Origin of the sequence: Actinomadura formosensis (genome assembly GCF_050948385.1) — a bacterium.
GTDB classification, from domain to species: Bacteria; Actinomycetota; Actinomycetes; order Streptosporangiales; family Streptosporangiaceae; genus Spirillospora; species Spirillospora formosensis.
This window is the reverse complement of sequence record NZ_CP192011.1, coordinates 4,823,933-4,845,210: the sequence shown is the minus strand read 5'-3', so window position 1 is coordinate 4,845,210 and position 21,278 is coordinate 4,823,933. Positions and strand designations below refer to the sequence as shown.

Genomic DNA, 21,278 nt, shown 5'->3' with positions numbered 1-21,278 from the left:
CCGCATCCCGGCCCGGGACGGGCTCAGCCGTCGAGCAGTTCACGGACGAGGGCGCCGACCTGCTCGGTCTCGGTGAGGAAACCGTCGTGGCCGGAGGGCGACTCGACCACCCGCAGCCGGTCCGCGCCCGGGATGCCGGACGCCAGCTCGTCCTGCTGCCACAGCGGGTAGAGCCGGTCGGAGTCGATGCCGGCCACCAGCGTCCGGGCCGTCACCCGGCGCAGCGCGGCGGCCGTGCCGCCCCGCCCGCGGCCGACATCGTGGCCGTTCATCGCCTCGGTGAGCACCACGTAGCTGCCCGCGTCGAACCGCCGCACCAGCTTGTCGGCATGGTGGTCGAGGTAGGACTCCACCTGGTAGCGCCCCGACCGCCACGGGTCCTCGCCGTCCTGCGGGCGGCGGCCGAACCGGGCCTGCAGCTCCGGCTCGCTGCGGTAGGTGATGTGGGCGAGCCGCCGCGCCGTGCCCAGCCCGGCGTGCGGGCCGTCCCCCGGCGCGGCGTCGTGGTAGTCGCCGCCGCGCCAGCCCGGATCCGAGCGGATGGCGTGCAGCTGCACGGCGGCCATGGCGATCTGCTCGGCGCTCGCCGCCGCCGTCGTGGCGAGCAGCAGCAGCGACCCGGTGCGCTCCGGATGCGACACCGCCCACTCCAGGGCCCGCATCCCGCCCATCGATCCGCCGGTCACCAGTGCCCAGCGGTCGATTCCGAGCGCGTCGGCCAGCTGGACCTCGGCGGCCACCATGTCCCGCTGCGTCAGGTAGGGGAAGGACCCGCCCCAGGGCCGCCCGTCCGTCCGGCGTGAGGACGGCCCGGTGCTGCCCTGACAGCCGCCCAGCACGTTGGGGACGACGAGGAACCAGCGGTCGGTGTCCAGCGGGCGGCCCGGCCCGACCAGCCCGTCCCACCAGCCGGGCGTGGGATGCCCCGGCCCGGCGGGCCCGGCGACGTGGCCGTCCCCGGTCAGGGCGTGCAGCACCAGCACCGCGTTGGAGGCGTCGGGGGCGAGCCGCCCCCAGGTCTCGTACGCGAGCCGCACCCCGGGCAGCGTGCCGCCGGCCTCCAGCGGCAGCGGCCGGTCCAGGGACGCCCACCGCCGCCGGCCCGGCGGATCCCCCTCCCGCCAGGCCCCGGAGGCCGGCGGGAGGGGGACCGGTGCGGTCGCGGTGCCGGCGGTCAGGACACGCCCTTCGCCGCGCGGAAACCGGCCTCCAGGTCGGCCTTGAGGTCGGTGAGGCTCTCGATGCCGACCGACAGCCGCACCAGCCCGGGGTCGACGCCGGCGGCCGTGAGCTCCTCCGGTGTGAGCTGGCTGTGCGTGGTGGACGCCGGGTGGATGATCAGGCTGCGCACGTCCCCGACGTTGGCCAGGTGGCTGAACAGCTGGACGCCCTCCACGAAGCGCCGCCCCGCCTCGATGCCGTCGCGCAGCTCGAAGCAGAACACCGCGCCCGTGCCCCGCGGCAGGTACCGCTGCGCCGCCTCGTGCCACGGGCTGGACGCCAGCCCCGGGTAGTGGACGGCCGACACCTCCTCGCGCCGCTCCAGCCATTCGGCCAGCTCCCGCGCGTTGGCCGACTGGCGCTCCATCCGCAGGCTGAGCGTCTCCACACCCTGCAGCAGCAGGAACGCCGAGTGCGGCGCGATGGCCGGGCCGAGATCGCGCAGCAGCTGGACCCGCAGCTTGATCCCGTAGGCGCCGGGGCCCAGCGCCGGCCAGTACCGCAGGCCGTTGTAGCTCGGGTCGGGCTCGGTGAAGTCGGGGAACCGCTCGGGGTGCGCCCCGAAATCGAACGTTCCACCGTCCACCACGATGCCCGCGATGGTGGTGCCGTGCCCGCCGAGGAACTTGGTCGCCGAGTGCACCACGATGTCGGCGCCGTGCTCGATCGGCCGCAGCAGGTACGGGGTCGCGAACGTGTTGTCCACGATCAGCGGCACGCCCGCCCCGTGCGCGACGTCCGCGACGGCCCGCACGTCCAGGACGTTGCCGCGCGGGTTGCCGAGGCTCTCGGCGAACAGCGCCTTGGTGTTCGGCCGGATCGCCGCCCGCCAGGCGTCCAGGTCGTCGGGGTCCTCCACGAACGACACCTCGATGCCGAACTTGGGCATCGTGTGCCGGAACAGGTTGTAGGTCCCGCCGTAGATGGAGGCGCTGGAGACGATGTGGTCGCCCGCGCGCGCCAGGTTCCAGATCGCCATCGACTCCGCGGCCTGCCCCGAGGACACCGCCACCGCGCCGACCCCGCCCTCCAGCGCCGCGACGCGCTGCTCGAACGCGTCCTGCGTGGGGTTCATGATGCGGGTGTAGATGTTGCCGGTCTCGGCGAGCGAGAACAGGTTCGCGGCGTGCTCGGTGTCGCGGAAGACGAACGACGTGGTCTGGTAGATCGGCACCGCCCGCGACCCGGTGGCCGGGTCGGGTGCGGTGCCGGAGTGCACCTGCCTGGTCTCGAACGACCAGCCGGACTCGGCGGACGGGGCGGCGTCGGGGTGCTGACTCATGGATCTCCTCGGGGAGGGGCGAGTGGCGGGGCGAAGGGTCTGGACGCGGAGTTCCCACTGGAACGGGGGGTCCCGCTGAAACGGGGGCGAACGATGCGTGGCGTGCGCGGCGCGAAGAGCGGCCGGTACGCGGGACGGCGCCGGAAAGAAGGCGGCGTCAGCACATCCCGCGGCAACAGCTGCTGCTGGTGACGCGCCCGTAGTCGACATGGCGGCGGGCCACAAGCATGGTCATTCGGGTAGTTTAACCTGGTCATGGCCCACAAAATGGGTAATGTTGGTCACAATCCGACACGCGCCCCCATCCTCTCCATCCCTTGGATACCCGAGCGCTTACTTGGTAAGCTCCCGGCCACGACGGCGGGAGGGACGGCGGATGGCGCTCGCACCGGTGATCGAGGAACGGCGGGGATGCGGCCGGGGCGCGCGGCTGGCCGCCCGGCTGATGCGCTGGTTCATGCGGCCGCTCGTCACCCGCCTCCCCTGGACCCCCTTCACCCTGCGCTTCGCCCCGCTGCTCGACCTGGGCGCGGCCCTCCTGGCGCCCCCGCGCGGCACGAAGACGACCAAGGCCAAGGGCCTGGGCTGCGCCGCGGAATGGGTCCGGGGCCGCGGGGTCCCCGCCGGCTCCCGCCAGGTGATCCTGTACTTCCACGGCGGCGGCTTCGTCGCCTGCGGACTGCGCACCCACCGCCGCATGATCGCCCGGATCTCCCAGGCCGCCGGCATGCCGGTCCTCTCGGTCGCCTACCGCATGCAGCCGAAGGTCACCATCCGGACGTCCATCGGCGACTGCGTCGACGCCTACAGGTGGCTCCTCGAAAGCCACGCACCCGACGACATCGTGATCGCCGGCGACTCCGCGGGCGGCTACCTGTCCTTCATGGCCCCGCTCCACGCCCTCCGCGACGGGCTGCCCCGCCCGGCCGGCATAGCGGCCCTCTCCCCGTTCACCGACCTCGACATCGACGTCAAGATCGCGCACGCGAACGCGGCCCTCGACCCGTTCATCCCCGCGCTCCGCATGCGGGACATGGTCCGCATGTGCTTCCCGGACGCCGAACCGACCGACCCGTGGCTCTCCCCGGTCCACGCCGACCTGGCCGGCCTCCCGCCCACCCTCATCCACGCGGGCTCCATAGAGGTCCTGCGCGCCGACGCCGAACTGATGGCGGCCCGCCTCGGCGCCGCGAACGTCCCCTGCACCCTCCACATCTGGGAAGGCCAGGCCCACGTCTTCCAGATCTTCGCCGACCTCTCCCGGGAGGGCCTGACCGCCATCAAGGAAATAGGAACCTTCGCCCGCCGCGTAACGGCCGCCGCCCCCCACCCCAAAGCGGCCTGATAACCGACCCTTCACCGAGATCGAGTTGCGCTAGCCTACGGCGATGATCCGCGCTCGACTTGTGGTTCCTTTCACCGTGCTCGCATTGGCCACCGGGTGCACCGAGACCGGACCGGACGACACCGCCGAATCCCCACGCGCCGAAGCCGCGACGGCGAGCGCTCCGGCTTCGCCGAGCGAACGCGCATCCATCGGGATGCGCAATTCCGGTGAAGTGCAGTCGGCCTGGTGGAGTTGGGCCGCGAGCGCGCCGCCGAAGCAGAACCCCGTCGAGGACGCCACCGGGGCCCGCTGCGCCGTGGGCCAACCATCCGGAGTCTGGTTCCTGGCCGGCACGTTCGGCGGGTCGGTGAAACGCCGCTGTTCCGTACCGCATGACCGCACCTTGGTGGCCCCGGTCGTCAATCTGCACGGCTCCAAAGAAGACTGCGCGGCATTCATGAGAACCGCCGCGGGCACCGTGAAGCTGGACGGCAAGGAAGTCCCCCTCAAACGCTGGGCCGCCACCCCCATCACGATCACCGGTAGCGCCGGCAACCCCGTGACATCCGTAGAAGGCCCGGTCAAAGAACACGGATGTGGCCTTTGGGCCATGATCCCGCCGCCGTCTCCCGGCCCCCACACGGTCGGCATCCGAGGCTCCAGCGGCAACTTCCGGCTCGCGGTGGACTACGACCTGACCATGACGAACTGACTCCGGATCAGCGCGGCACGGCTTCCCCGGTGAGTCGAAGAAGCAGAAGGTGTTCAAGAACGACGAGCGGTGACCGTTCACCGGTGCCAGTGGCCGACGAGTTCGGCGTAGAGGGGGCTGCGGGCCAGGAGCGTTTCGTGGCTGCCCAGGACGGGGGTCAGGCCGTCGAGGAGCAGGACCTGCTCGGCGCGTTCGGCGGAGGTGATGCGGTGCGCGATGACGATGAGGGTGCCGCCCCGGCCGGCGAGGGCCAGTTCGGCGCGGGCCTCGGCGGCGGGGTCGAGGTGGCTGGTGGCCTCGTCCAGGACGATGACCGGCGCGGGGGACAGGTAGGCGCGCGCCAGCGTGATGAGCTGGCGTTCGCCTTGGGAGAGTTCCCCGCCGCCGGGCGGGATGCCGGTGCCGTAGCCGCCGAGGCGCTCGACGGTGTCCAGGAGCCCGACGGCGTCCACGGCCTCGTCCAGTTCGGCCGCGGTGGCGTGGGGGCGCAGGTAGGCCAGGTTGTCGCGCAGAGTCCCGGCGAAGACGTAGCTCTCCTGCGGGATCAGCGTGACCGTCGACCGCAGCTGCGCCGGATCGAGGCGGGGCAGGGGCACCTTGCCGAGCGTGATCTCGCCCCGCTGCGGCTCCAGAAGGCCGGTGAGCAGGTTGGCGAGGGTGGACTTGCCGGTGCCGCTGGGACCGACCACGGCCAGGTGCGTGCCCTCCGGGACGTGCAGGGACAGGTCCTCGACGACGGGGGCGGCGTGCGGTGAGTAGGCGAAGGTGACACCGTCGGCCTCGATGCCGAAGGACTCGGCCGTGACCGGCGGGCCGGACGGCGTTGTGCCGGGGGCCGCGCATATCTCCGCCAGCCGCCCGAGGACCACCGCCAGGCTGAGCAGCAGCGTGCCGCCGGCGTCGACGAGGATGGTGATGCCCGGCTGGAGCCCGGTGACGAGGTAGCCGGCCGCACCGGCGATCTGCCCGGCGGTGAACCCGTGGTGCGCGGTCAGATAGGGCGACAGGACGAGCAGCGCGAGCAGCGGGAGATGCACGCCCAGCGCCAGCACGGGCAGCCGGACGAGGCGGGTGCGGGCGTACGCGCGCAGCGCGCCCGCCTGCGTGTCGATCACCTTCCCGACCGTGCGGGCCGCACGGGATTCGGCGGCGCAGGCGGTGACGTCCCGGACGCCGTGCACGATCACGGCGGCGGTCTCGCCGATCCGCTCGGCCTCCCGGATGACGGACCGGTAGCGGCGGACCTGCACGCCGACGAGCGCCGCGTACACCGCCAGGGCGAGCGCGACCGACAGGAAGACGACGAGTGCCAGCGGCGGGGACAGCAGGGCCAGGCCCACGAGCGCGGCGGCACCGGCGGACACCAGCTGGCGGACGTTGCGCAGCGCGGTCCCCACCAGCGCCCGGACGGCCTCGGCCTGCTCGGTGACCTGCGACACCCCGGCGCCCGCCGCGTCCGGCGCCCGGTCGGCCATCCGCCGCAGCGCCGCGGTGACGACCTCGGCGACCAGGGAGTCGCGCAGCGGCTCGACGGTCGCGGCGAGCCACGGGTAGACCCGTCCCGTCCCGATCGCCCCGGCGGCGTACAGGGCGGCGAGGGCGGCCAGCCAGCCCAGGCCGGTCAGCGGGCGGCCGGCGAGGAACCCGTGGTCGACGGCGCGGGCCAGCAGCAGGCCGGACGCGAGCATCGGCAGGGACTCGACGGCCGACCAGGCGGCGAGGCGGCGCATCGCCGGCCACTGCCCGCGAAGATGGCGGTGCAGCAGGCAAGCGGCGGGCGGAGCCGTCATGAGCCCGCCGCCCGGGTGGGGACCGCCCGGGTGGAGAACACGGCGCGGTAGCCGGGGTCGGGCCACAGCTCCGCGTGCGGGGCCAGGGCCCGCACCCGTCCGGTGTCCAGCCAGGCGACGAGGTCGGCGCGGGCGGCCGTGGCCGGGCGGCGCGCCACCACCAGGCTCGTGCGGCCGGCCAGGACCCGCCGGAGCGCCTGCGTCACCCTCATCTCCGTCGCGGTGTCGAGGCTGCTCGTGGCGTCGTCGAGGAGGACGACCCGGGCGCCGGTGAGCGCGGCGCGGGCCAGGCCGAGCCGCTGCAGCTCGCCGCCGGACAGCGGGGCCCGGTCCAGGGGCGTGTCGTATCCGTCGGGAAGGGCCCGGATGAACGCGTCGGCGGCGGCGTCCCGGGCGGCGCGGCGCACCTCGGCGCGGGACGCGTCGGGACGGGCGTAGGCGATCGTGTCGTGCACGGTGGCGCCGAGCAGCGCGGGCCGCTCGAACGCGTAGGCGACGGCGCGCCGCAGGTCCGCGAGCGGAACGGCGGTGACGGGGACGCCGTCGAGTTCGACGCTCCCCTCGTCGGGGTCGAGGAGCCGCCCGATGACCGACATCAGCACGCTCTTCCCCGTCCCGGACGTGCCGACGACCGCGACGGTGGCCCCGGGCGGCACATCGAGGTCGAGGCCGTCGAGGACGGCACGGCCGCCGAGCCGGACGGTGACGCCGCGCAGCCGGAGCCGGCCGGGCCCGTCCGGCAGCCGCACCGGGCGCGCGGGCGGCCGCACCGCCGGGACGGCCGTCAGGATCTCGTTGATCCGCCCGGCCCCGACCTGGCAGTTGAGCAGCGCGACGACCGTGTCGAAGACGGACGCCGACGTCATGGCCATGGCGGCGTACGACACGCCCGCCACGAGCTGCCCGGTGCTGATGTCGCCCGTGGCCAGGCGGACCCCGGCGACACCGACCACCAGGACCTGGGTGAGCGGGGCCAGCAGCGCGAGCCGCAGGCTCACCCGGCCCTGCGCCGCCCACGTCTCGCGGCCCGCCCGGCGCAGTTCGGGAAGCGGCGCGAGAATGCGCGCGGCCTCGGCCGCGGCGGTGCCGCTCGCCCGGATCGTCCGGATTCCCTGCCGGGCGTCGAGCAGCCGCGTCGCGATCGCCGCCTGGCTCGCCTGGTAGCGGGCGAACGGCTCGGTGGCCCGGATGACGAACACGCGCAGCGCCACGAGCAGCGGCGGCACCCCGGCCGCGAACGCGGCGGCGAGCCACCGGTCGATCAGGGCGAGGCCGATCAGGGCGCCCGCGGTGGTCGCCAGCGTGGCGGCGGCCGACAGCAGCAGGACGGGGAACGCCGCCGGGCCCGAGGCCGACTCGGTGAGCCGGGACAGCACATCCCCGGTGGGAAAGCGCCGCTGCCCGCCCGGACCGAGCGCCAGCACCCGGCCGAGCAGCCGGTGCCGCAGCCATGCGGTGATCTCGCTGCCGCAGTAGGAGCCCAGGACGTCCTCGCCGGTGTCGGCCGCGGCCGCCGCGACCAGGACGAGCCCGAGCCATGCCGCGGCGGTGCCGACGTCCTGCTGGGCGCGGGCCGCGTCGATCGCGCGGGCCAGCAGGACCGGCGCGGCCAGGGTCCCGGCGACGCGGATCGCCGTGAGGACGGCCAGCACGCCCATCGACAGCCGGAAGCGGCCCATGGCGGTGCGCAGCAGCCGCCTGCCGCCGGCGCGCAGTGCCGCGGAGTCGCCCGATGTGCCGGTGAGGGCCACGCGTGTCGGCTCCGTTCGCTGTCGGCGGCGTCTTCTACACTCGTGCATGGGTCCGGTCACGGACCGGCTCTGAGGCCGGTCCGTGACCGGGGTCTGCGGGCCGGGGTTCACTCAGGGGTCCCGGATTCCGCATGGGATGCGCGGCATCAGATGCAGGAGATGCCGACGCACACGGTGTTCAGCAGCGTGAGCAGGCCGACGCACGCGCAGGTGCCACCGAGCTGGATCCCGTCGATCTCGACGGGGTCCGTCTCGGGGAGCTCCTGCAGAGCCGCCACGATGTCATTTTCGAACGCGTCCATGATTCACCTCCCTTCCTGGTCGAGGACGTAGGTCCGCTCCGCCGCGAGGCAGAAGCGGACCACCGCTTCGCGCAGGACCGGTGACCAGGCCTGGACGACGCCGTGGTGGTCGTCGTCGGCCTCCAGGTAGTCGAAGTCGACTCCCTCGGTCCTGCCGAGTTCGAGAAGGCGCTCCCGCAGCGCCCTGGACTGCGCGACGGGGATGACCTCGTCGCGGGCACCGTGCGCGAGCAGCAGCGGTGCGGTGAGCGCCCGGCACACGCGCAGGACGTCCCGCCCGATGCCGGTTTGCGTGTCGCACCGGCTCAGCCGTGACACGCGGTCCCGGACGGTGCCGGGCGCGGTGCGGTGCAGGCTCGCGGCCGAGGTGAACGGTGCGAGCGCGACGCATCCGGACCACAGATCGGGGCTGTGGCAGGCCGCGAGCAGCGCCAGGAAGGCGCCGTAGCTGCCGCCGAGGACGACCGGGCGCGGCAGGCCGACGAGGTCGCGCTCGTCGGCGATCGCCCAGGCCAGGTGCAGGACGTCGGCGAGGTCGGGGCCGCCCCAGTCGCCGAGGACGGGGCGCAGGTGCCGGTCGCCGTAGCCGGTGCTGCCGCGGTGGTTGGGCGCCGCCACGGCGATGCCCGCGGCGGCCAGGTGCTGGAAGAGCGGCTCGAACTCGAACCGCCAGGCCGCCAGCGGGCCGCCGTGCAGGGCGAGCACCAGCCGGCGGTGGCGCCGCCAGCCGGGGCCGCCGTAGACGATCGTCTCGATCGGCCCGTCCGGGCCCGGCAGCTCGACCAGTTCGGCGTCCGCCCATCCGCCGGCGTCGTGCGGGTGCGGGGCCGGCCGCCACTGGCCCGCGGGCGTCACCGTCGCCAGCGTCGGGGGCCGGTTCGGGGACGTGAAGCGAAGGTGGATCCGGCCGTCCGGGGCCCAGCAGGCGGGCGGCGACACCAGCCCCGGCGGGCCGGGGACGGCGGAGAGGCGATCCGCCGCGGGCGTGTAGACCGCGAGCCGCTCGGTCGCGCCGTGCGTCTCCCGCACCAGCAGGTTCTCGCCGCCGTGGTCGAGGGCGAGCGGGGCCCGGAGATGGTCCGGCCCGTTGAGGGTCTCGGGGAAGCGGACGGGGCCGTCCTCCGGGAGCCGCAGCCCGATCTGCTCGGTGCCCGGCTGCTGCGCGCCCGGCGCGGTGGTGGTGACGGCCAGGACACCGGAGCGCCGGCTGTAGCCGGCTATCCGGTCGGCCGTGGTGTCGGACACCGACCAGATCCGCCGCCAGCCCCGCTCGCGCAGGTCGACCAGGATGCCGTCGGCGCGGTGCCCGGCCTCCGCGTGATCGAGGGCGAGGGTGCGTCCGCCGTCGAGCCAGACGCCTCCCGACAGCACGCCGGGGATGCGCAGGACGGGGTCGAGAGCGGGGGACGAGGCCGTCAGCCGCCAGATCCGCGAGTGCCGCTCGTCCTCGGCCGTCACCAGCAGCGCGGTTCCGTCCGGTCCGGGCGCGGCGAGCAGGAACCCGGCGAGCATCGGCGGCACCGGCCAGGCCCGGGTGACGCGCAGCCCCGCGCCGGACGGCTGCGCCAGGAGAACGGACCCGTGCCCGGCCGGCTCCCCGTGGTCGCCGGTCGCGGGCCGCAGGATCAGCACGCGGCCGTCGTCCAGCGGCAGTACGCCGCAGCGCCGGTCGAGGAGCGGGGCGCCGTCGGCAGGTGCGGCCGGGCCGCCGCCCAGCGTGCGCCGGGACGGGACCGGACGCGTCAGGTCCCACTGCTCCAGGGTCACCTCGTCCTGGAGCGCGCTCAGGCAGGCCGCCCATCCGCCCGCCGTGGAGAAGGCGAACCCGAACCGGGTCGGAATCGGGGGGAGGCCCGGTGCGGCGGCGCTCATGACACCCGCCTCGAACCGGCGGCCGGACCGGTGGTCGCGTGGTCCGGCGAGCCGTCGGCCATCCACGGCCGGGGTGTGCCGTGCAGCGCCCGCAGCAGGAAGGCCAGGATGCCGCTCATTCCGTCGCCCCAGGTCACCGAGACCTGCCCGAACTCGTCGGGGAACACCGTTCGCCCGTCGACGTGCGCCCGGTTGGCGAGGATGATCTGGATGAGCCGCCAGGCGGCGTCCCGGTAGCGGTCGTCGCCGGTGAGCGCGGCCATGTCGAGCAGGAAGTCCCCGTTGCCGGCGAGGCCGTGGCACTGCCCGAGGGGGGCGCGCCAGTGGTCGTCGATCACGGCCTGCGCGGACTGCTCGGCGGCCCGGATGAATCCGGTTTCGCCGGTGTCCTCGCCCAGCCGCGCCAGGAACGTGCCGATGCCGGCCGCGCCGTGGCACCAGTACGGCGCGGTGGGCGCGTCGCCCGGCCCGGCGCCCCACTTCGCGGCGCGTCCGGTGACGGTCGCCTCGTCCAGCAGGTTCCGCCCGACGGCGGCGGCCAGCGTCCGGAGGTCGTCACGGCCGGTGGCCCGGGCGCACGCGAGCAGGAAGTAGCCGACCCCGGCGACGCCGTGCGCGAACCCGTAGTAGCGGCGCCCGGCGAGCTTGGACTCCGACTGCGCGGGGGTGCTCCAGCCGAGCCGGCCCGACCGGTCCTCGACCGTGGCGGCCAGCGCGTCGGCGGCGGCGGCGGCCCGCTCGGCGTACCGGACGTGCCCGGTGCGGGCCCAAAGGTGCAGTGCGGTCAGCCCGATGCCGGCCGTCCCGTGCGTGATGTCGGGACTGTCGACCGCCACCGGGAGCCGGTCGGCCACGGCCAGCGCGCCGTCGGTGAGGTCGGTGTCGGCCACCGCCAGACCCGCGTCCAGCACCGACCACGCGGCCCCGGCCGTGCCGAAGTAGAGCCCGGAGGGCCTGCTCGTCTCCTCCTCCAGCCGCGCGAGGATCCAGCGGCCCGCGCGGGCGATCGCCTCCGGCAGGCGGGCGTCGCCGGTGACCTCGTAGCAGCGGACGAGGGCGCCGAGCGGCCCCGCGGCGCCGTGCTGGAGGCTGCACGGGTCCGGTGCCCCGTGGACGCAGGACACCGGCCACAGCGCGTCGGCCGGGTCGGTGTTCATGGACGCCAGCAGATGGCCGGTGATGCCGCCGATCGCGTGCCGGCTCTGCTCGCGCGGCCACGACGGCCGGGCGGGCGGACCCGCGGTCGGCCCGCCGGAGCCCGGCGCCAGAGCCGCGCGGACGCGTCCGAGGGCCCAGCGGTGCGCGGGCTCGTCCGCCATCAGCCCGAGCAGCGGCGGGATCAGGGCGGCGGACAGGTCCAGGCCCTCGGTGCGCGCGGTCAGCCATTCCGCGAGCCGTTCGCTCAGCGGCCGCGCCGCGGGGCGCTCCTCCAGCAGGAACGGCGGACCGCCGGTGACCAGGTGGCAGAGGGTCGCGCCGAGGGCGAAGCGGTCCGCGGCCGGGTCGGGGCCGGCCCCGGCCATCTGCTCGGGCGCCGCGTAGCCGGGGGTGCCGGCCCGCAGCGGGCCGGGGTCCGGGGCATCGGCGGTCACGGCCAGTTCCAGGTCGATCAGTACCGGCGTGCCGTCCGGGCGCACCATGATGTTGTTCGGGTTGAAGTCGCGCAGGACGAGCCCGGCATCGTGCGCCCTGGCCATCAGGCCGGTCAGCCGGCCGGCCATCTCCAGCGCGGCGGGCAGGTGGCGGCCCCATCCGGCCTCGCCGATCAGGTCGGCGATCCATTCGCGCAGCGACGCCCCGGGGACCATCTCCTGCGCCAGGAACAGGTGCCCGCTCTGGGTGAACAGCGCGACCGGGCGCGGCGCGAGCCCCAGCCGCCCGACCGCCTCCAGGGCGCGGGCCTCCGCGCGGAGGCCGTCGCGGGCGTCCCTTCCGCTCTCGTCGGCGGCCACATGCGGGCGCGCCTCCTTGATCACGACCGGGTCGCCGGTGCTCGTGTCCACGGCGCGGTAAACGCCGCCTTTGTTGGTGTGGCGGATAGCCTCCCGGACGGCGAAACGGGTACCGATCAGAATTTCGTTCTGCTTTTCGCCGCTATTATTTTCTTTCTCGTTCGCGTGCTCCGCGCCGTTCGCCCGGTGATCCGGGAAGGGATTTGTCACCCAGGAGGGAGGCGTGTATCTGCCGATGCGCCGGTCTTCGACCGGATTGCCGTCCGGGTCGAGGATCATCCAGGCGTAGAATCCGTCGGTGGTGATCCGGCGATCTTCGGTGAACGCGCCGTAGCGGTAATGCACGAGGCTGCCCGGCGCGTAGGGGCGATCGGAGAGAACGCGCGGGCCGGGAAGGCCGGCCGTCGCCTCGTGCAGTTCCGCCGCGAGCCGGACGGCCTCGTCGTCGCTCTCGGGGTAGATGGTGATGAACTTTCCCGAATGACCGCGCGAGGTGTTGCGCGCGTTCAGCGCCGCGACATGATCGTGGGTGGCGGCGAACTTGAACATGGAGTTCCCCGCCAGGAGCACCGCCAGCGACCGGGCGAGCACCTCCTCGGCCGACACCGGGGTGGCGGAGACGTGCAGCTTCCAGCCCTGCGCCGGGCAGCCGCCGCCCTCCGGCAGCACGTGGAACCACATGCCGCTCCGGTTCGCCGTCCAGCGGGCCGGGCCAGGGGCCGAGGCGAGCGCCCGGTCGAGGACGTCGAGCAGGCGGGTGTCGCCGGTCTCCGGGGCCGCCGCCCCGGAGAAGACGCTGAAATGGAAATCCGCCATGTCCGCCCGCCGCCCTCCTTCTCGCCCGCCGGCGTCCGCCGGCCGCGATTGCCCGTTTTTGGTCTTTTGGAGTGAGTCCCCGGAAGTGATCATCCAGGGCCTTTCCGTTGACCGAGGAGACGTTAACCATAGGACCCCCCCGAACGCCAGCCCGCGTCTTCGCGGAGAGTACCAACCGCATCGGCATAGAAGTCTTACTTGACGTGGGGCGTTCTCCGGGGATGTGTGCGGAGAGTAGCGGGAACGGCCGGTTAGGATTCCCTAATCTGGGGATATGTCTGCTTTGCCGTTACGCTAGATCAGTGATCGTTTTGCCGGTTCGGTTTCGAACCGGTTTCGGCCCCAGTCATGACCGATTTTTGCCAGGCCCGCCCCTGGTGACCCGGCGTCCGGCTGTGGTAACTGCGCTTTCCGTCCCGATATTCGGAACGTACCAGTGAATAGTTTTCGTCTTTCTGGACGTCAGTGGGCCGCCGTGTCGATGGCCTCGGGGGAGAGGATGTTGTCCAGGACCATCGCGGCGCAGCCGGTCAGGCCCGCCTGCTCGCCCAGCCGGCTCGGCTCGATGCGGAGGCTGCGGGTGGCCAGGGCGGTGGACACCTTGACGAACAGCAGGTCGTCCACGCCGGGGTGGGCCTGGTGCTCGCCGAGCGCGGCGGCGACTGGGACCTCATCCGCAAGCACGCCTCCGAAGCGGCGGCCCTGCGCGTCCGGTGATGTCACATGCGGAGGCGGACATCCCGTCTCCTGGGCATGAACACAACATCGACGCTTGAGAACCTGAAGAAGCAGAAGACCGTCCTGCTGACGTCCTACCGCAAGGACGGATCACCTGTGGGGACGCCCGTCAACGTCGTCGTGCGCGGCGACCACGCCTACTTCCGCACCTACGACAAGGCGTTCAAGACCAAGCGGCTGGCGCGCAACCCCGAAGTGGAGATCGCGCCGAGCACCCATCGGGGCAAGGTCACCGGACCGGGGACGCACGGGCGCGTCCGGCTGCTCACCGAGGAGGAGGCGAGGCCGATCCGCCGGCTGCTGGCCCGCAAGCACCCGTTCCTGCAGGGGTTCGCGGTGCCGCTGTTCCACCGGATGAAGCGCTACAGGACGCTCCACTACGAGGTCACCCTCGATTAGGGCGGTGCGGGCACGGACCCGCGCTCAGGCTGGGGGCGCCTCCGTGGGGGAGAAGGTCCATGCGCAGCCGCCCACAGGCGCAGCGGGTCCAGACGACGACGCCGTCACTGGTCAGATGCCGGGAGACAAGCGTGCTCCGAGTGCTCATGGCAGCAGTCTGCGACCGGCCGAACGTTGCCGTCCATTTCAGATTTCCTCAGTGAACCATGCAAGATGATTGCATGATCGATCTGCGGCGGCTGCACATGCTCCGGCTCGTCCACCAGTACGGGACCGTCACGTCCGCGGCGGCGGCGCTGCACCTGACGCCGTCGGCGGTCTCGCACCACCTGCGCGAGCTGGCGCGGGAGCTGAAGGTGCCGCTGCTGGAGCCGCAGGGCCGCAAGGTCAGGCTGACCCCGGCCGCGCACCTGCTGATCGGGCATGCCGACGGGCTGCTCGCCAAGTGGGAGGAGACCCTCGCCGACCTGGAGTCGCACCGCGCGGGCGCCGCCGGCCCGCTGCGCATGTGCGGGTTCACGACGGCGGTCGGCGGGCTCGTCGCCCCGGCCGCCGGGACGCTGCTGCGGGACGACCCGGGGCTCGCGGTCGAGGTGCGCGAGTGCGACACCGACGTGGCCGTGGGCCTGCTCGCCGCCGGGGAGACCGACATCGCGGTCATCGAGCCGACCCCGGACGCGCCGCCGCCCGGCGATCCGCGCTTCGACCGGGAACCGCTGCTGGAGGAGGCGTACGACCTCATCGTCTCGCCCGGTCACCCGCTCGCGCACCGGGGCGGCGCCCGGCTCGCGGACGCGGCGAATGAGGTGTGGATCAGCGTCGAGTCCGCGATCTGCGCCCACCACCAGCAGGTCCTGACGTACTGCGCGGCGGCCGGGTTCACGCCCCGGTTCGCGCACCACGCCACCAGCTGGTCGGTGATCTGGGCGCTGGTTGCGAACGGCCTCGGCGTGTCGCTCGTACCGCGGCTGGCGGGCGGGCCGTCCGACCAGCCGGTCGTCCGGGTCCCGCTGACCGGCGACGGCGTCCCGAAGCGGCTGGTGCTGACCTGCGTGCGGCGGGGCAGCCGGGGCAACCCGCTGATCGCGCGCGGCCTGCGGGCCCTGCACGACGCCGTCCCCGACCGCTGCACGCGGGCGGCGGCCTGAGCTACTCGCCCGCGATCGCCTGCAGGACGTTCATCCGGGCGGCGCGCCGGGCCGGCCACACCGCCGCGGCGACGCCGATCAGCGCCCCCGCCGCGACGTACACCGCCAGCCGCGCGCAGGGGATCGCGAGGACCTCCATCCCGCCGTCCCCCGCCGCCATCGCGTGTTGCACGACGATCCCGAGCAGCACCCCGGCGGCCACGCCCAGCACCGCGCCGAACAGCGAGACGACGACCGCCTCGTAGCGGATCATCCGGCGGAGCTGGCGGCGCTGCATGCCGACGGCGCGCAGCAGCCCGATCTCGCGTGTCCGCTCGGTCACCGCGAGCGCCAGCGTGTTGACGATGCCGAGCGCGGCGACGATCACCGACAGCACCAGCAGCCCGAGGACGAGGTCGAGGAACCGGCCGATGTCGCCGGCGGTGTCGTCCTTGACCTGGGCGCGGTCCTTCAGCTCCAGGTTGGGCCACGGGGCGAGCGCCGCCGCCAGCGCGGCCCGGGACGCGGTGGTGACGTTGACCTCGATGCGGTCGATGGGGGCGGCCGGGTCGTGCGCCCGGTAGTCCGCCCAGCTGATGATCATGGTGGGGGCGGACGGGGTGATCGACGGGCGGTCGGCGTAGATGCCCGCGATGCGGAAGGTGCGTTCCGTCCCGTCCCGGTAGCGGCCCTTGATGGTGGTTCCGGCCGTCCAGCCCCTCGCCTTCGCGATGCTGCCGCCGACGAGCAGTTCGTCCCCGCCGATGGACGAGGACCCCGACCGGAGCGGAAGCCGGAAATGGCTGAGCAGCTCGCCCGGTGACCCGGCCGCGGCCGTCCGCACGGAGCCGTCCAGCTCGAACCGGGCGGTGCGGACCGGGATCGCCGACCGCACGCCCGCGACCCCCGCCACCGCGCGTGCCGCGTCCGGCCCGACGGGCGTGATCCGGCTGCGCCCGGTGACCCGGTAGTCGGCGGTCAGGCCGGCGTCCAGTTGCCGGTCCACCGACGACGCCATCGACTGGACGATCACCGACACCGCCGCGACCAGCGCGAGCCCGATCGTCAGCGCGGACGCCGTCGCCGCCGTCCGGCGCGGATCGCGCAGCGCGTTGCGCCCGCCCATCCGGCCCGTGCTCCCGCCGAACCGCGCGAACGGCCAGGCCAGCACCCAGATCGCGGGACGGCACAGCACCGGCGAGACCACCACGATCCCGGTGAACAGCATGAGCGCGCCGGCGCCGGTCAGCGAGAGCCGGTCCGCGGCGAGACCGGCGGCGACCAGCCCGCCGCCCGCCGCGAACGCGGCCGCGCCGCCCGCCAGCCGGCCCCGCAGCGGACGGGGCGCCGCCGTCTGCGCGCGGAGCGCGGCCACAGGTGGGACCCGCGACGCGCGCCGGGCCGGGACGAACGCGGCGGCCAGCGTCACGAGCGTCCCCACCGCGAAGGACGCGACCACCGCGGAGACCGGCACCACCGGCGTCCCGAACGGCAGTTCCTCACCGCCCGTGGCGACCGTCATCAGCCGGGCCAGCCCGATCGCGACCCCCAGGCCCGCCGACAGGCCCAGCGTGGAGCCGGCCAGCCCGACCCCGGCCGCCTCGCCGAGCACCGACCGCGTCACCTGCCCGCGCGACGCCCCGATCGCGCGCAGCAGCGCCAACTCCCGGACGCGTCCGCTCACCAGCATCGCGAACGTGTTGAAGATGATGAACGAGCCGACGAACACCGCGATGACGGCGAAGACCAGCAGGAACGTCCGGATGATCGTGAGGGTGTCCTTGAGCGGGCCGGCCTGCTCGTCGATGGCCTGCCGCCCGGTGACCGCCTCGACCCCGGACGGTAGCACCGCCGCCACCGCGTCCCGGAGCCGCTCCTGGGACACGCCGTCGTCCGCGTGGACGACGATCCGCGCATACGTCCCCGGGGGGTCGGACAGCAGCCGCCCCGCGGTGCCGGGCGCGAACGCGGTCATCGAGATCTGCTCGCTCAGTGCCGAGTCGCCCACCTCGAACAGGCCCGTGAGCCGGAACGTCCGCGTTCCGGACGGCAGCGCGACCGTGACCCGGTCGCCGATCCGGTGGCCGGCGGCGCGGGCGGTGGTGACGTCGATCGCGACCTCGCCGGCGGCGGACGGCGGACGCCCGGACGTCAGGCGCGGCAGCGACAGATCCCGGTCCCCGTCCCAGGCGACGCCCGTCTGCGGCTCGGCGCCGGCGATCGTGCCGTGCCGGTCGAGGACGGCGGCGAACCCGGTGACGACCCCGTGCGCCTTCGCGACCCCGTCCACCCCCTGCACCGCCCTCAGCACCGATGCCGGAACGGGACGCTCCGGCGCCCGCTCACCCGGCCCAGGCTCGAAGGCCCGCGGCGACCGGACGACCACGTCCGTGCCGCGGCCGAGATCGGCGAAGGCGCGGTCGAACGAGCGGTCCAGCGTGGCGGAGAAGATCAGCGTGCCGGCGACGAACGCGACCCCGGCGACCACCGCGACCATCGACAGCACCAGGCGGGCCCGGTGCGCGCGCAGGCCCCGGAATACGAGCTTGACCATCATGCGGACGATTCCAGCCCGCCCGCACCGCCCGCCGGCAGCGCGGATCGTCGTGACCGCCCGCTACGAACGACCCGGCGAACGCGACTTTCGTAGGGGTGGCGGGCCTGCTCGGACTGCGTACGGTAAAGGGATGAGCGGAGTGAACCGGGGGATGCGGAGGGTCGTCCTCCCGCGGGTGGCAGATGTGCTCCTGCGTTCGCCGCGTTCCCTCCTCGCGCGGCTGCTGCCGCCCGGACGGCCCCGCGACCTGGCCGCCGACGCCGTCGTCGTGGCGGCCGGGGCGTTCCTCACCTGGCGGACCTTCACGGACCCCGGCACGATCGTCCACCGGTACGGCGGCGCGGCGATGGCGCCGCTCCTGGTGCCCGTCATCGCGCTGGCGTTCCGCCGCCGCGCTCCGCTGACGGCCGGCTGGGTCACCGCCGGGTTCGCGGTCCTGGTCTGGCTGGTGGAGCTGGCCGCGCCGGGCACGCTGCTGCGGGTGCACGCCGACCACAGCCTCAGCCCGGTGATCTGGTGGCCGCCGACCGCACCGCTCGCCGCCTACGCGGTGACCGCGTGGCCCCGCGACGGGGGGCGCCCGGCCTGGACGCGCTGGCCGCCGGTCGTCGCGCTGCTCGTCCCGATCGGCTGCATCGGCGACGTCCTCCCCCACTCGGCCATGCGGCAGTTCGCGGCCGCCGAGACCGACAGCGTCGATGCGATGGTGTTCCGCAGCCTCACCATGGTGATCGGCGGGGCGCTGCTCGGCATGTACGTCGCCGCGCGCCGCCGGGTCCTGCAGGGTCTCACCGAGCGGGCGGAGCGGGCCGAGCGGGAACGGCACCTGCTGGCGGAGCGGGCCCGCGTGCAGGAGCGGGCGAGGCTCGCCGCCGAGATGCACGACGTCGTCGCGCACCGGGTGACGCTGATGGTGCTGCAGGCGGGGGCGCTGCGCGTGCGGGCGCCGGACGAGCCGACCCGCGCGGCGGCCGAGGAGCTGCGCGGCACCGGCTGCCAGGCGCTCGAAGAACTCCGCGACGTGATCGGCCTGCTCCGCCGGGACCCGGGGCAGGCCCCCGCGGAACCGCTGCCCGACCTGTCCGCGCTGGTCGCGGAGTCGGCGGCGGTCGGCGTCCCGGTCGAGCTGGCCGAGCACGGCGCCCCGCCGCCGGCGTCGCCCGCCGCCCGGCGGACCGCGTACCGGGTCGTCCAGGAGGCGCTGACGAACGCCCGCAAACACGCGCCCGGCGCCGCCGTCCATGTGGACGTCCGCTACACCACCGACGGGGTGTGCCTGACCGTGCGCAATGCGGCCCCCGCCCGCGAACCCGACGCCGAGCTGGCCGCCAGCGGCTCCGGCAGGGGCCTCGCCGGGCTCCGCGAACGTGTCGAGCTGCTCGGCGGGACGTTCACGGCGGGCCCGCACCGGGACGGCTTCCGCGTCCAGGCGTCGCTGCCCGCCTACGTCCCCGTCACGGGGCCCGCCTCATGAACGGCGGGGAGTGCGGGAGGCCGCCCTCCCGCAAGAGAACGCAGATCACGGTCGTGGTGGTGGACGACGAGCCGATGGTGTGCGCGCATCTGCGCACGATCCTCGAAGCGGCCGACGACGTCCAGGTGGTCGGGGAGGCCCATGACGGGGCCGCGGGGATCGAGGCCGTCGTGCGCCACCGCCCGCACGTCGTGCTCATGGACCTGCGGATGCCGGGCGTGGACGGCCTCGCCGCCATCGAGCGGATCGCCGCGCTGCGCTCCCCGCCCGCCGTCGTCGCGCTGACGACGTTCGACGCCGACGAGTATGTGATCCGGGCGCTGCGCGCGGGCGCCGCCGGGTTCCTGCTGAAGTCGACGCCGCCGGAGGACCTGGTGAAGCTGGTCCAGGTCGCCGCCGACGGGCACACGGTGATGTCGGCCGCCGCGACCATGCGGCTGCTCGGCACCGCCACCGGACGCGCGTCCGACCGGGACCGGACGCGCGCGCTCCTCGGCGGCCTCACCGGGCGGGAGACGCAGGTGCTGGCCTGCCTGGGCGAGGGCCTGTCCAACGCGCAGATCGCGGGACGCCTCCACCTGAGCGAGGCCACGGTCAAGGGCCACGTCTCCCGCGTCCTCGACAAGCTCGGCTGCGCGAACCGCACGCAGGCCGGGCTCATCGCCCGCGACGCCGATCTGGGCTGAGCCGGGTCACGCGCCGGGTATGCGGCGGCGGGGCCGGCGCGTCCCGAACGCCACGAGCACCGCGCGGATCACCCAGACGGCCAGCGCGACCTGCAGGACGGCGAGGAACCCCGCCCCCGGTCCCACCGTGAACGTCAGCACCAGGAACACCCCGAGCAGCAGCGGGAACGCCGGGAAGTGCGGCCCGTGCCGGTGGTATCGGGCCGTCCGCCGGTGGTGGTGCCGCCATGCGGGATGCCCCGGCCCGCCGAACCCCGGCGGAGCCGCCGGCCAGGGGGCGGCCGCCTCTTCGGGTGCGGGCAGCCCGGTCGGGGACGGCAGGTCCCGGACGGGGGCGCGCAGGTCGCCGCGCGTCTTGGCGGACAGTGCGGCGTCCAGCCGCTCGTCCAGCTCGCCGCGGTCCAGCCGTCCCGCCGCGAAGTGGTCGTGCAGGGCGACCATGACGGCGTCGCGTTCGGCGTCGCCGATGCGGATCTCGTCCTGTGGTGCCATGTCTACTCCTCGTCGTCCGCCGTCGGCCCCGCGTCCTCGCCGAGGTCGTCGGCCAGGATGCGGTACAGGCTGCGCCGGGTCTCCGACAGGACGTCCCTTGCCTGGGCGACCTGCCGGGGCGACCCGGAGTGGACGATCTGCATCACCGCGGCCCCCGTCTGCGCGGCCTGCTTGAACAGCTCGGGAACGCCCTCGCCGAAGTCGGGCGTCATCTCCGCCCACGGCTCGGCGAGCCGGTCGGCGTTCTCCTCGGCGTAGTCGCGGCCCTCGTCGGTGAGGTGGTAGGTGCGGCGTCCGCCGGCCTCGTCCCCGGCGATCAGCCCCTCGTCGGCTAGCTGCTGGAGCGCCGGGTAGACCGCGCCGGGGCTCGGCTTCCAGGCGCCGCCGCTGCGCTCGTTGATCTCCTGGATGATCTGGTAGCCGTTGCGCGGCTCCTCGGCCAGCAGGACGAGGATCGCCGCGCGGACGTTCCCCTTGCGCGCCTTGGCGCCCCGGCCCCACGGCCCGCCGCGGCCGCGCGCCCACGGCGGGCGCGGTCCGGGCCCGTGCCCGAATCCGCCGGGCGGGCCCCAGGGGCCCGGACCGCCGAACAGCGCGCCGAAGTTCGGGAAGTCGCCGCGTCCCCAGGGCCCGCGTCCATGCGTGTGTCCCATGTTCTGACACCACCTTCTGAGATCTCTCTATGATCTCTCGCGATACGACAACGATATATCGAAGACGTACGGATGGGCCAGTTGGTTCCCGGACATCCGGAGCGGCGGACCGGTCTTCGCCGGCAGC

Annotated in this window: 17 protein-coding genes and 1 pseudogene; 6 read left to right on the top strand and 12 right to left on the bottom strand. The window is 74.3% G+C overall.

Features of this window, described 5'->3' with window-relative positions; translation table 11 throughout:
* Positions 1-23 precede the first annotated feature (23 nt).
* Positions 24-1,178: a homoserine O-acetyltransferase MetX gene (gene metX / locus ACQP1N_RS22855; protein ID WP_084263270.1), complete on the bottom strand. Its 1,155-nt coding sequence runs from the start codon at positions 1,176-1,178 to the stop codon at positions 24-26.
* Positions 1,175-2,503, bottom strand: coding sequence for a bifunctional o-acetylhomoserine/o-acetylserine sulfhydrylase (locus tag ACQP1N_RS22850; protein WP_067803513.1), 1,329 nt, complete (start codon positions 2,501-2,503; stop codon positions 1,175-1,177). The genes metX and ACQP1N_RS22850 overlap by 4 nt, the downstream gene beginning before the upstream one ends.
* 376 nt (positions 2,504-2,879) lie before the next feature.
* Between ACQP1N_RS22850 and ACQP1N_RS22845 the strand changes: the two genes are divergently transcribed.
* On the top strand, positions 2,880-3,848 hold the full coding sequence (locus ACQP1N_RS22845; RefSeq protein WP_433226541.1) for an alpha/beta hydrolase: 969 nt from the start codon (positions 2,880-2,882) through the stop codon (positions 3,846-3,848).
* A 43-nt stretch (positions 3,849-3,891) separates the two neighbouring features.
* Complete coding sequence (locus tag ACQP1N_RS22840; RefSeq protein ID WP_433226539.1) at positions 3,892-4,542, top strand: signal protein; 651 nt, start codon at positions 3,892-3,894, stop codon at positions 4,540-4,542.
* A 77-nt stretch (positions 4,543-4,619) separates the two neighbouring features.
* Here ACQP1N_RS22840 and ACQP1N_RS22835 read toward each other — a convergent pair whose 3' ends face one another.
* The 7 genes and pseudogenes from ACQP1N_RS22835 to ACQP1N_RS22805 all read right to left on the bottom strand — a co-directional run bounded on the left by ACQP1N_RS22835 (position 4,620) and on the right by ACQP1N_RS22805 (position 13,709).
* Entirely contained in the window at positions 4,620-6,332 is a 1,713-nt protein-coding gene (locus ACQP1N_RS22835) for an ATP-binding cassette domain-containing protein (protein WP_433226537.1), read from the bottom strand.
* Positions 6,329-7,198 carry an ATP-binding cassette domain-containing protein gene (locus ACQP1N_RS22830; RefSeq protein WP_433232792.1) on the bottom strand — a complete coding sequence of 290 codons (870 nt, stop codon included), beginning with the start codon at positions 7,196-7,198 and terminating at the stop codon, positions 6,329-6,331. The genes ACQP1N_RS22835 and ACQP1N_RS22830 overlap by 4 nt, the downstream gene beginning before the upstream one ends.
* 57 nt (positions 7,199-7,255) lie before the next feature.
* Positions 7,256-7,990 (bottom strand): annotated as a pseudogene (locus ACQP1N_RS22825) (ABC transporter transmembrane domain-containing protein); the annotation flags it as partial.
* A gap of 239 nt (positions 7,991-8,229) precedes the next feature.
* Positions 8,230-8,385, bottom strand: a complete 156-nt coding sequence (locus ACQP1N_RS22820) for a VenA family class IV lanthipeptide (RefSeq protein WP_433226535.1) — start codon at positions 8,383-8,385, stop codon at positions 8,230-8,232.
* 3 nt (positions 8,386-8,388) lie between these two features.
* Complete coding sequence (locus tag ACQP1N_RS22815; RefSeq protein WP_433226533.1) at positions 8,389-10,257, bottom strand: alpha/beta hydrolase family protein; 1,869 nt, start codon at positions 10,255-10,257, stop codon at positions 8,389-8,391.
* Positions 10,254-13,025, bottom strand: coding sequence for a class IV lanthionine synthetase LanL (lanL, locus tag ACQP1N_RS22810; RefSeq protein ID WP_433226531.1), 2,772 nt, complete (start codon positions 13,023-13,025; stop codon positions 10,254-10,256). Before lanL ends, ACQP1N_RS22815 begins: the two co-directional genes overlap by 4 nt.
* Positions 13,026-13,487: 462 nt before the next feature.
* Positions 13,488-13,709 carry a hypothetical protein gene (locus tag ACQP1N_RS22805; protein WP_433226529.1) on the bottom strand — a complete coding sequence of 74 codons (222 nt, stop codon included), beginning with the start codon at positions 13,707-13,709 and terminating at the stop codon, positions 13,488-13,490.
* Between the two features lie 69 nt (positions 13,710-13,778).
* On the opposite strand from ACQP1N_RS22805, the gene ACQP1N_RS22800 reads away from it, so the two are divergent.
* Both ACQP1N_RS22800 and ACQP1N_RS22795 read left to right on the top strand, forming a co-directional pair.
* A complete protein-coding gene (locus ACQP1N_RS22800; RefSeq protein ID WP_433226527.1) occupies positions 13,779-14,162 on the top strand; it encodes a PPOX class F420-dependent oxidoreductase in 384 nt (127 codons plus the stop codon).
* A gap of 221 nt (positions 14,163-14,383) precedes the next feature.
* Positions 14,384-15,310, top strand: a complete 927-nt coding sequence (locus tag ACQP1N_RS22795) for a LysR family transcriptional regulator (RefSeq protein WP_433226525.1) — start codon at positions 14,384-14,386, stop codon at positions 15,308-15,310.
* A 1-nt stretch (position 15,311) separates the two neighbouring features.
* On the opposite strand, the gene ACQP1N_RS22790 is transcribed toward ACQP1N_RS22795, so the two are convergent.
* Complete coding sequence (locus ACQP1N_RS22790; protein ID WP_433226523.1) at positions 15,312-17,846, bottom strand: ABC transporter permease; 2,535 nt, start codon at positions 17,844-17,846, stop codon at positions 15,312-15,314.
* A gap of 130 nt (positions 17,847-17,976) precedes the next feature.
* On the opposite strand from ACQP1N_RS22790, the gene ACQP1N_RS22785 reads away from it, so the two are divergent.
* Positions 17,977-19,320 carry a sensor histidine kinase gene (locus ACQP1N_RS22785; protein WP_433226521.1) on the top strand — a complete coding sequence of 448 codons (1,344 nt, stop codon included), beginning with the start codon at positions 17,977-17,979 and terminating at the stop codon, positions 19,318-19,320.
* Positions 19,317-20,006, top strand: a complete 690-nt coding sequence (locus ACQP1N_RS22780) for a response regulator (RefSeq protein WP_067806891.1) — start codon at positions 19,317-19,319, stop codon at positions 20,004-20,006. The genes ACQP1N_RS22785 and ACQP1N_RS22780 overlap by 4 nt, the downstream gene beginning before the upstream one ends.
* 6 nt (positions 20,007-20,012) lie before the next feature.
* Here the strand turns inward: ACQP1N_RS22780 and ACQP1N_RS22775 are convergent, their stop codons facing one another.
* Both ACQP1N_RS22775 and ACQP1N_RS22770 read right to left on the bottom strand, forming a co-directional pair.
* Complete coding sequence (locus ACQP1N_RS22775; RefSeq protein WP_067806888.1) at positions 20,013-20,498, bottom strand: DUF1707 SHOCT-like domain-containing protein; 486 nt, start codon at positions 20,496-20,498, stop codon at positions 20,013-20,015.
* Positions 20,499-20,500: 2 nt separating this feature from the next.
* Entirely contained in the window at positions 20,501-21,151 is a 651-nt protein-coding gene (locus ACQP1N_RS22770) for a PadR family transcriptional regulator (protein ID WP_433226518.1), read from the bottom strand.
* Positions 21,152-21,278: the final 127 nt, after the last annotated feature.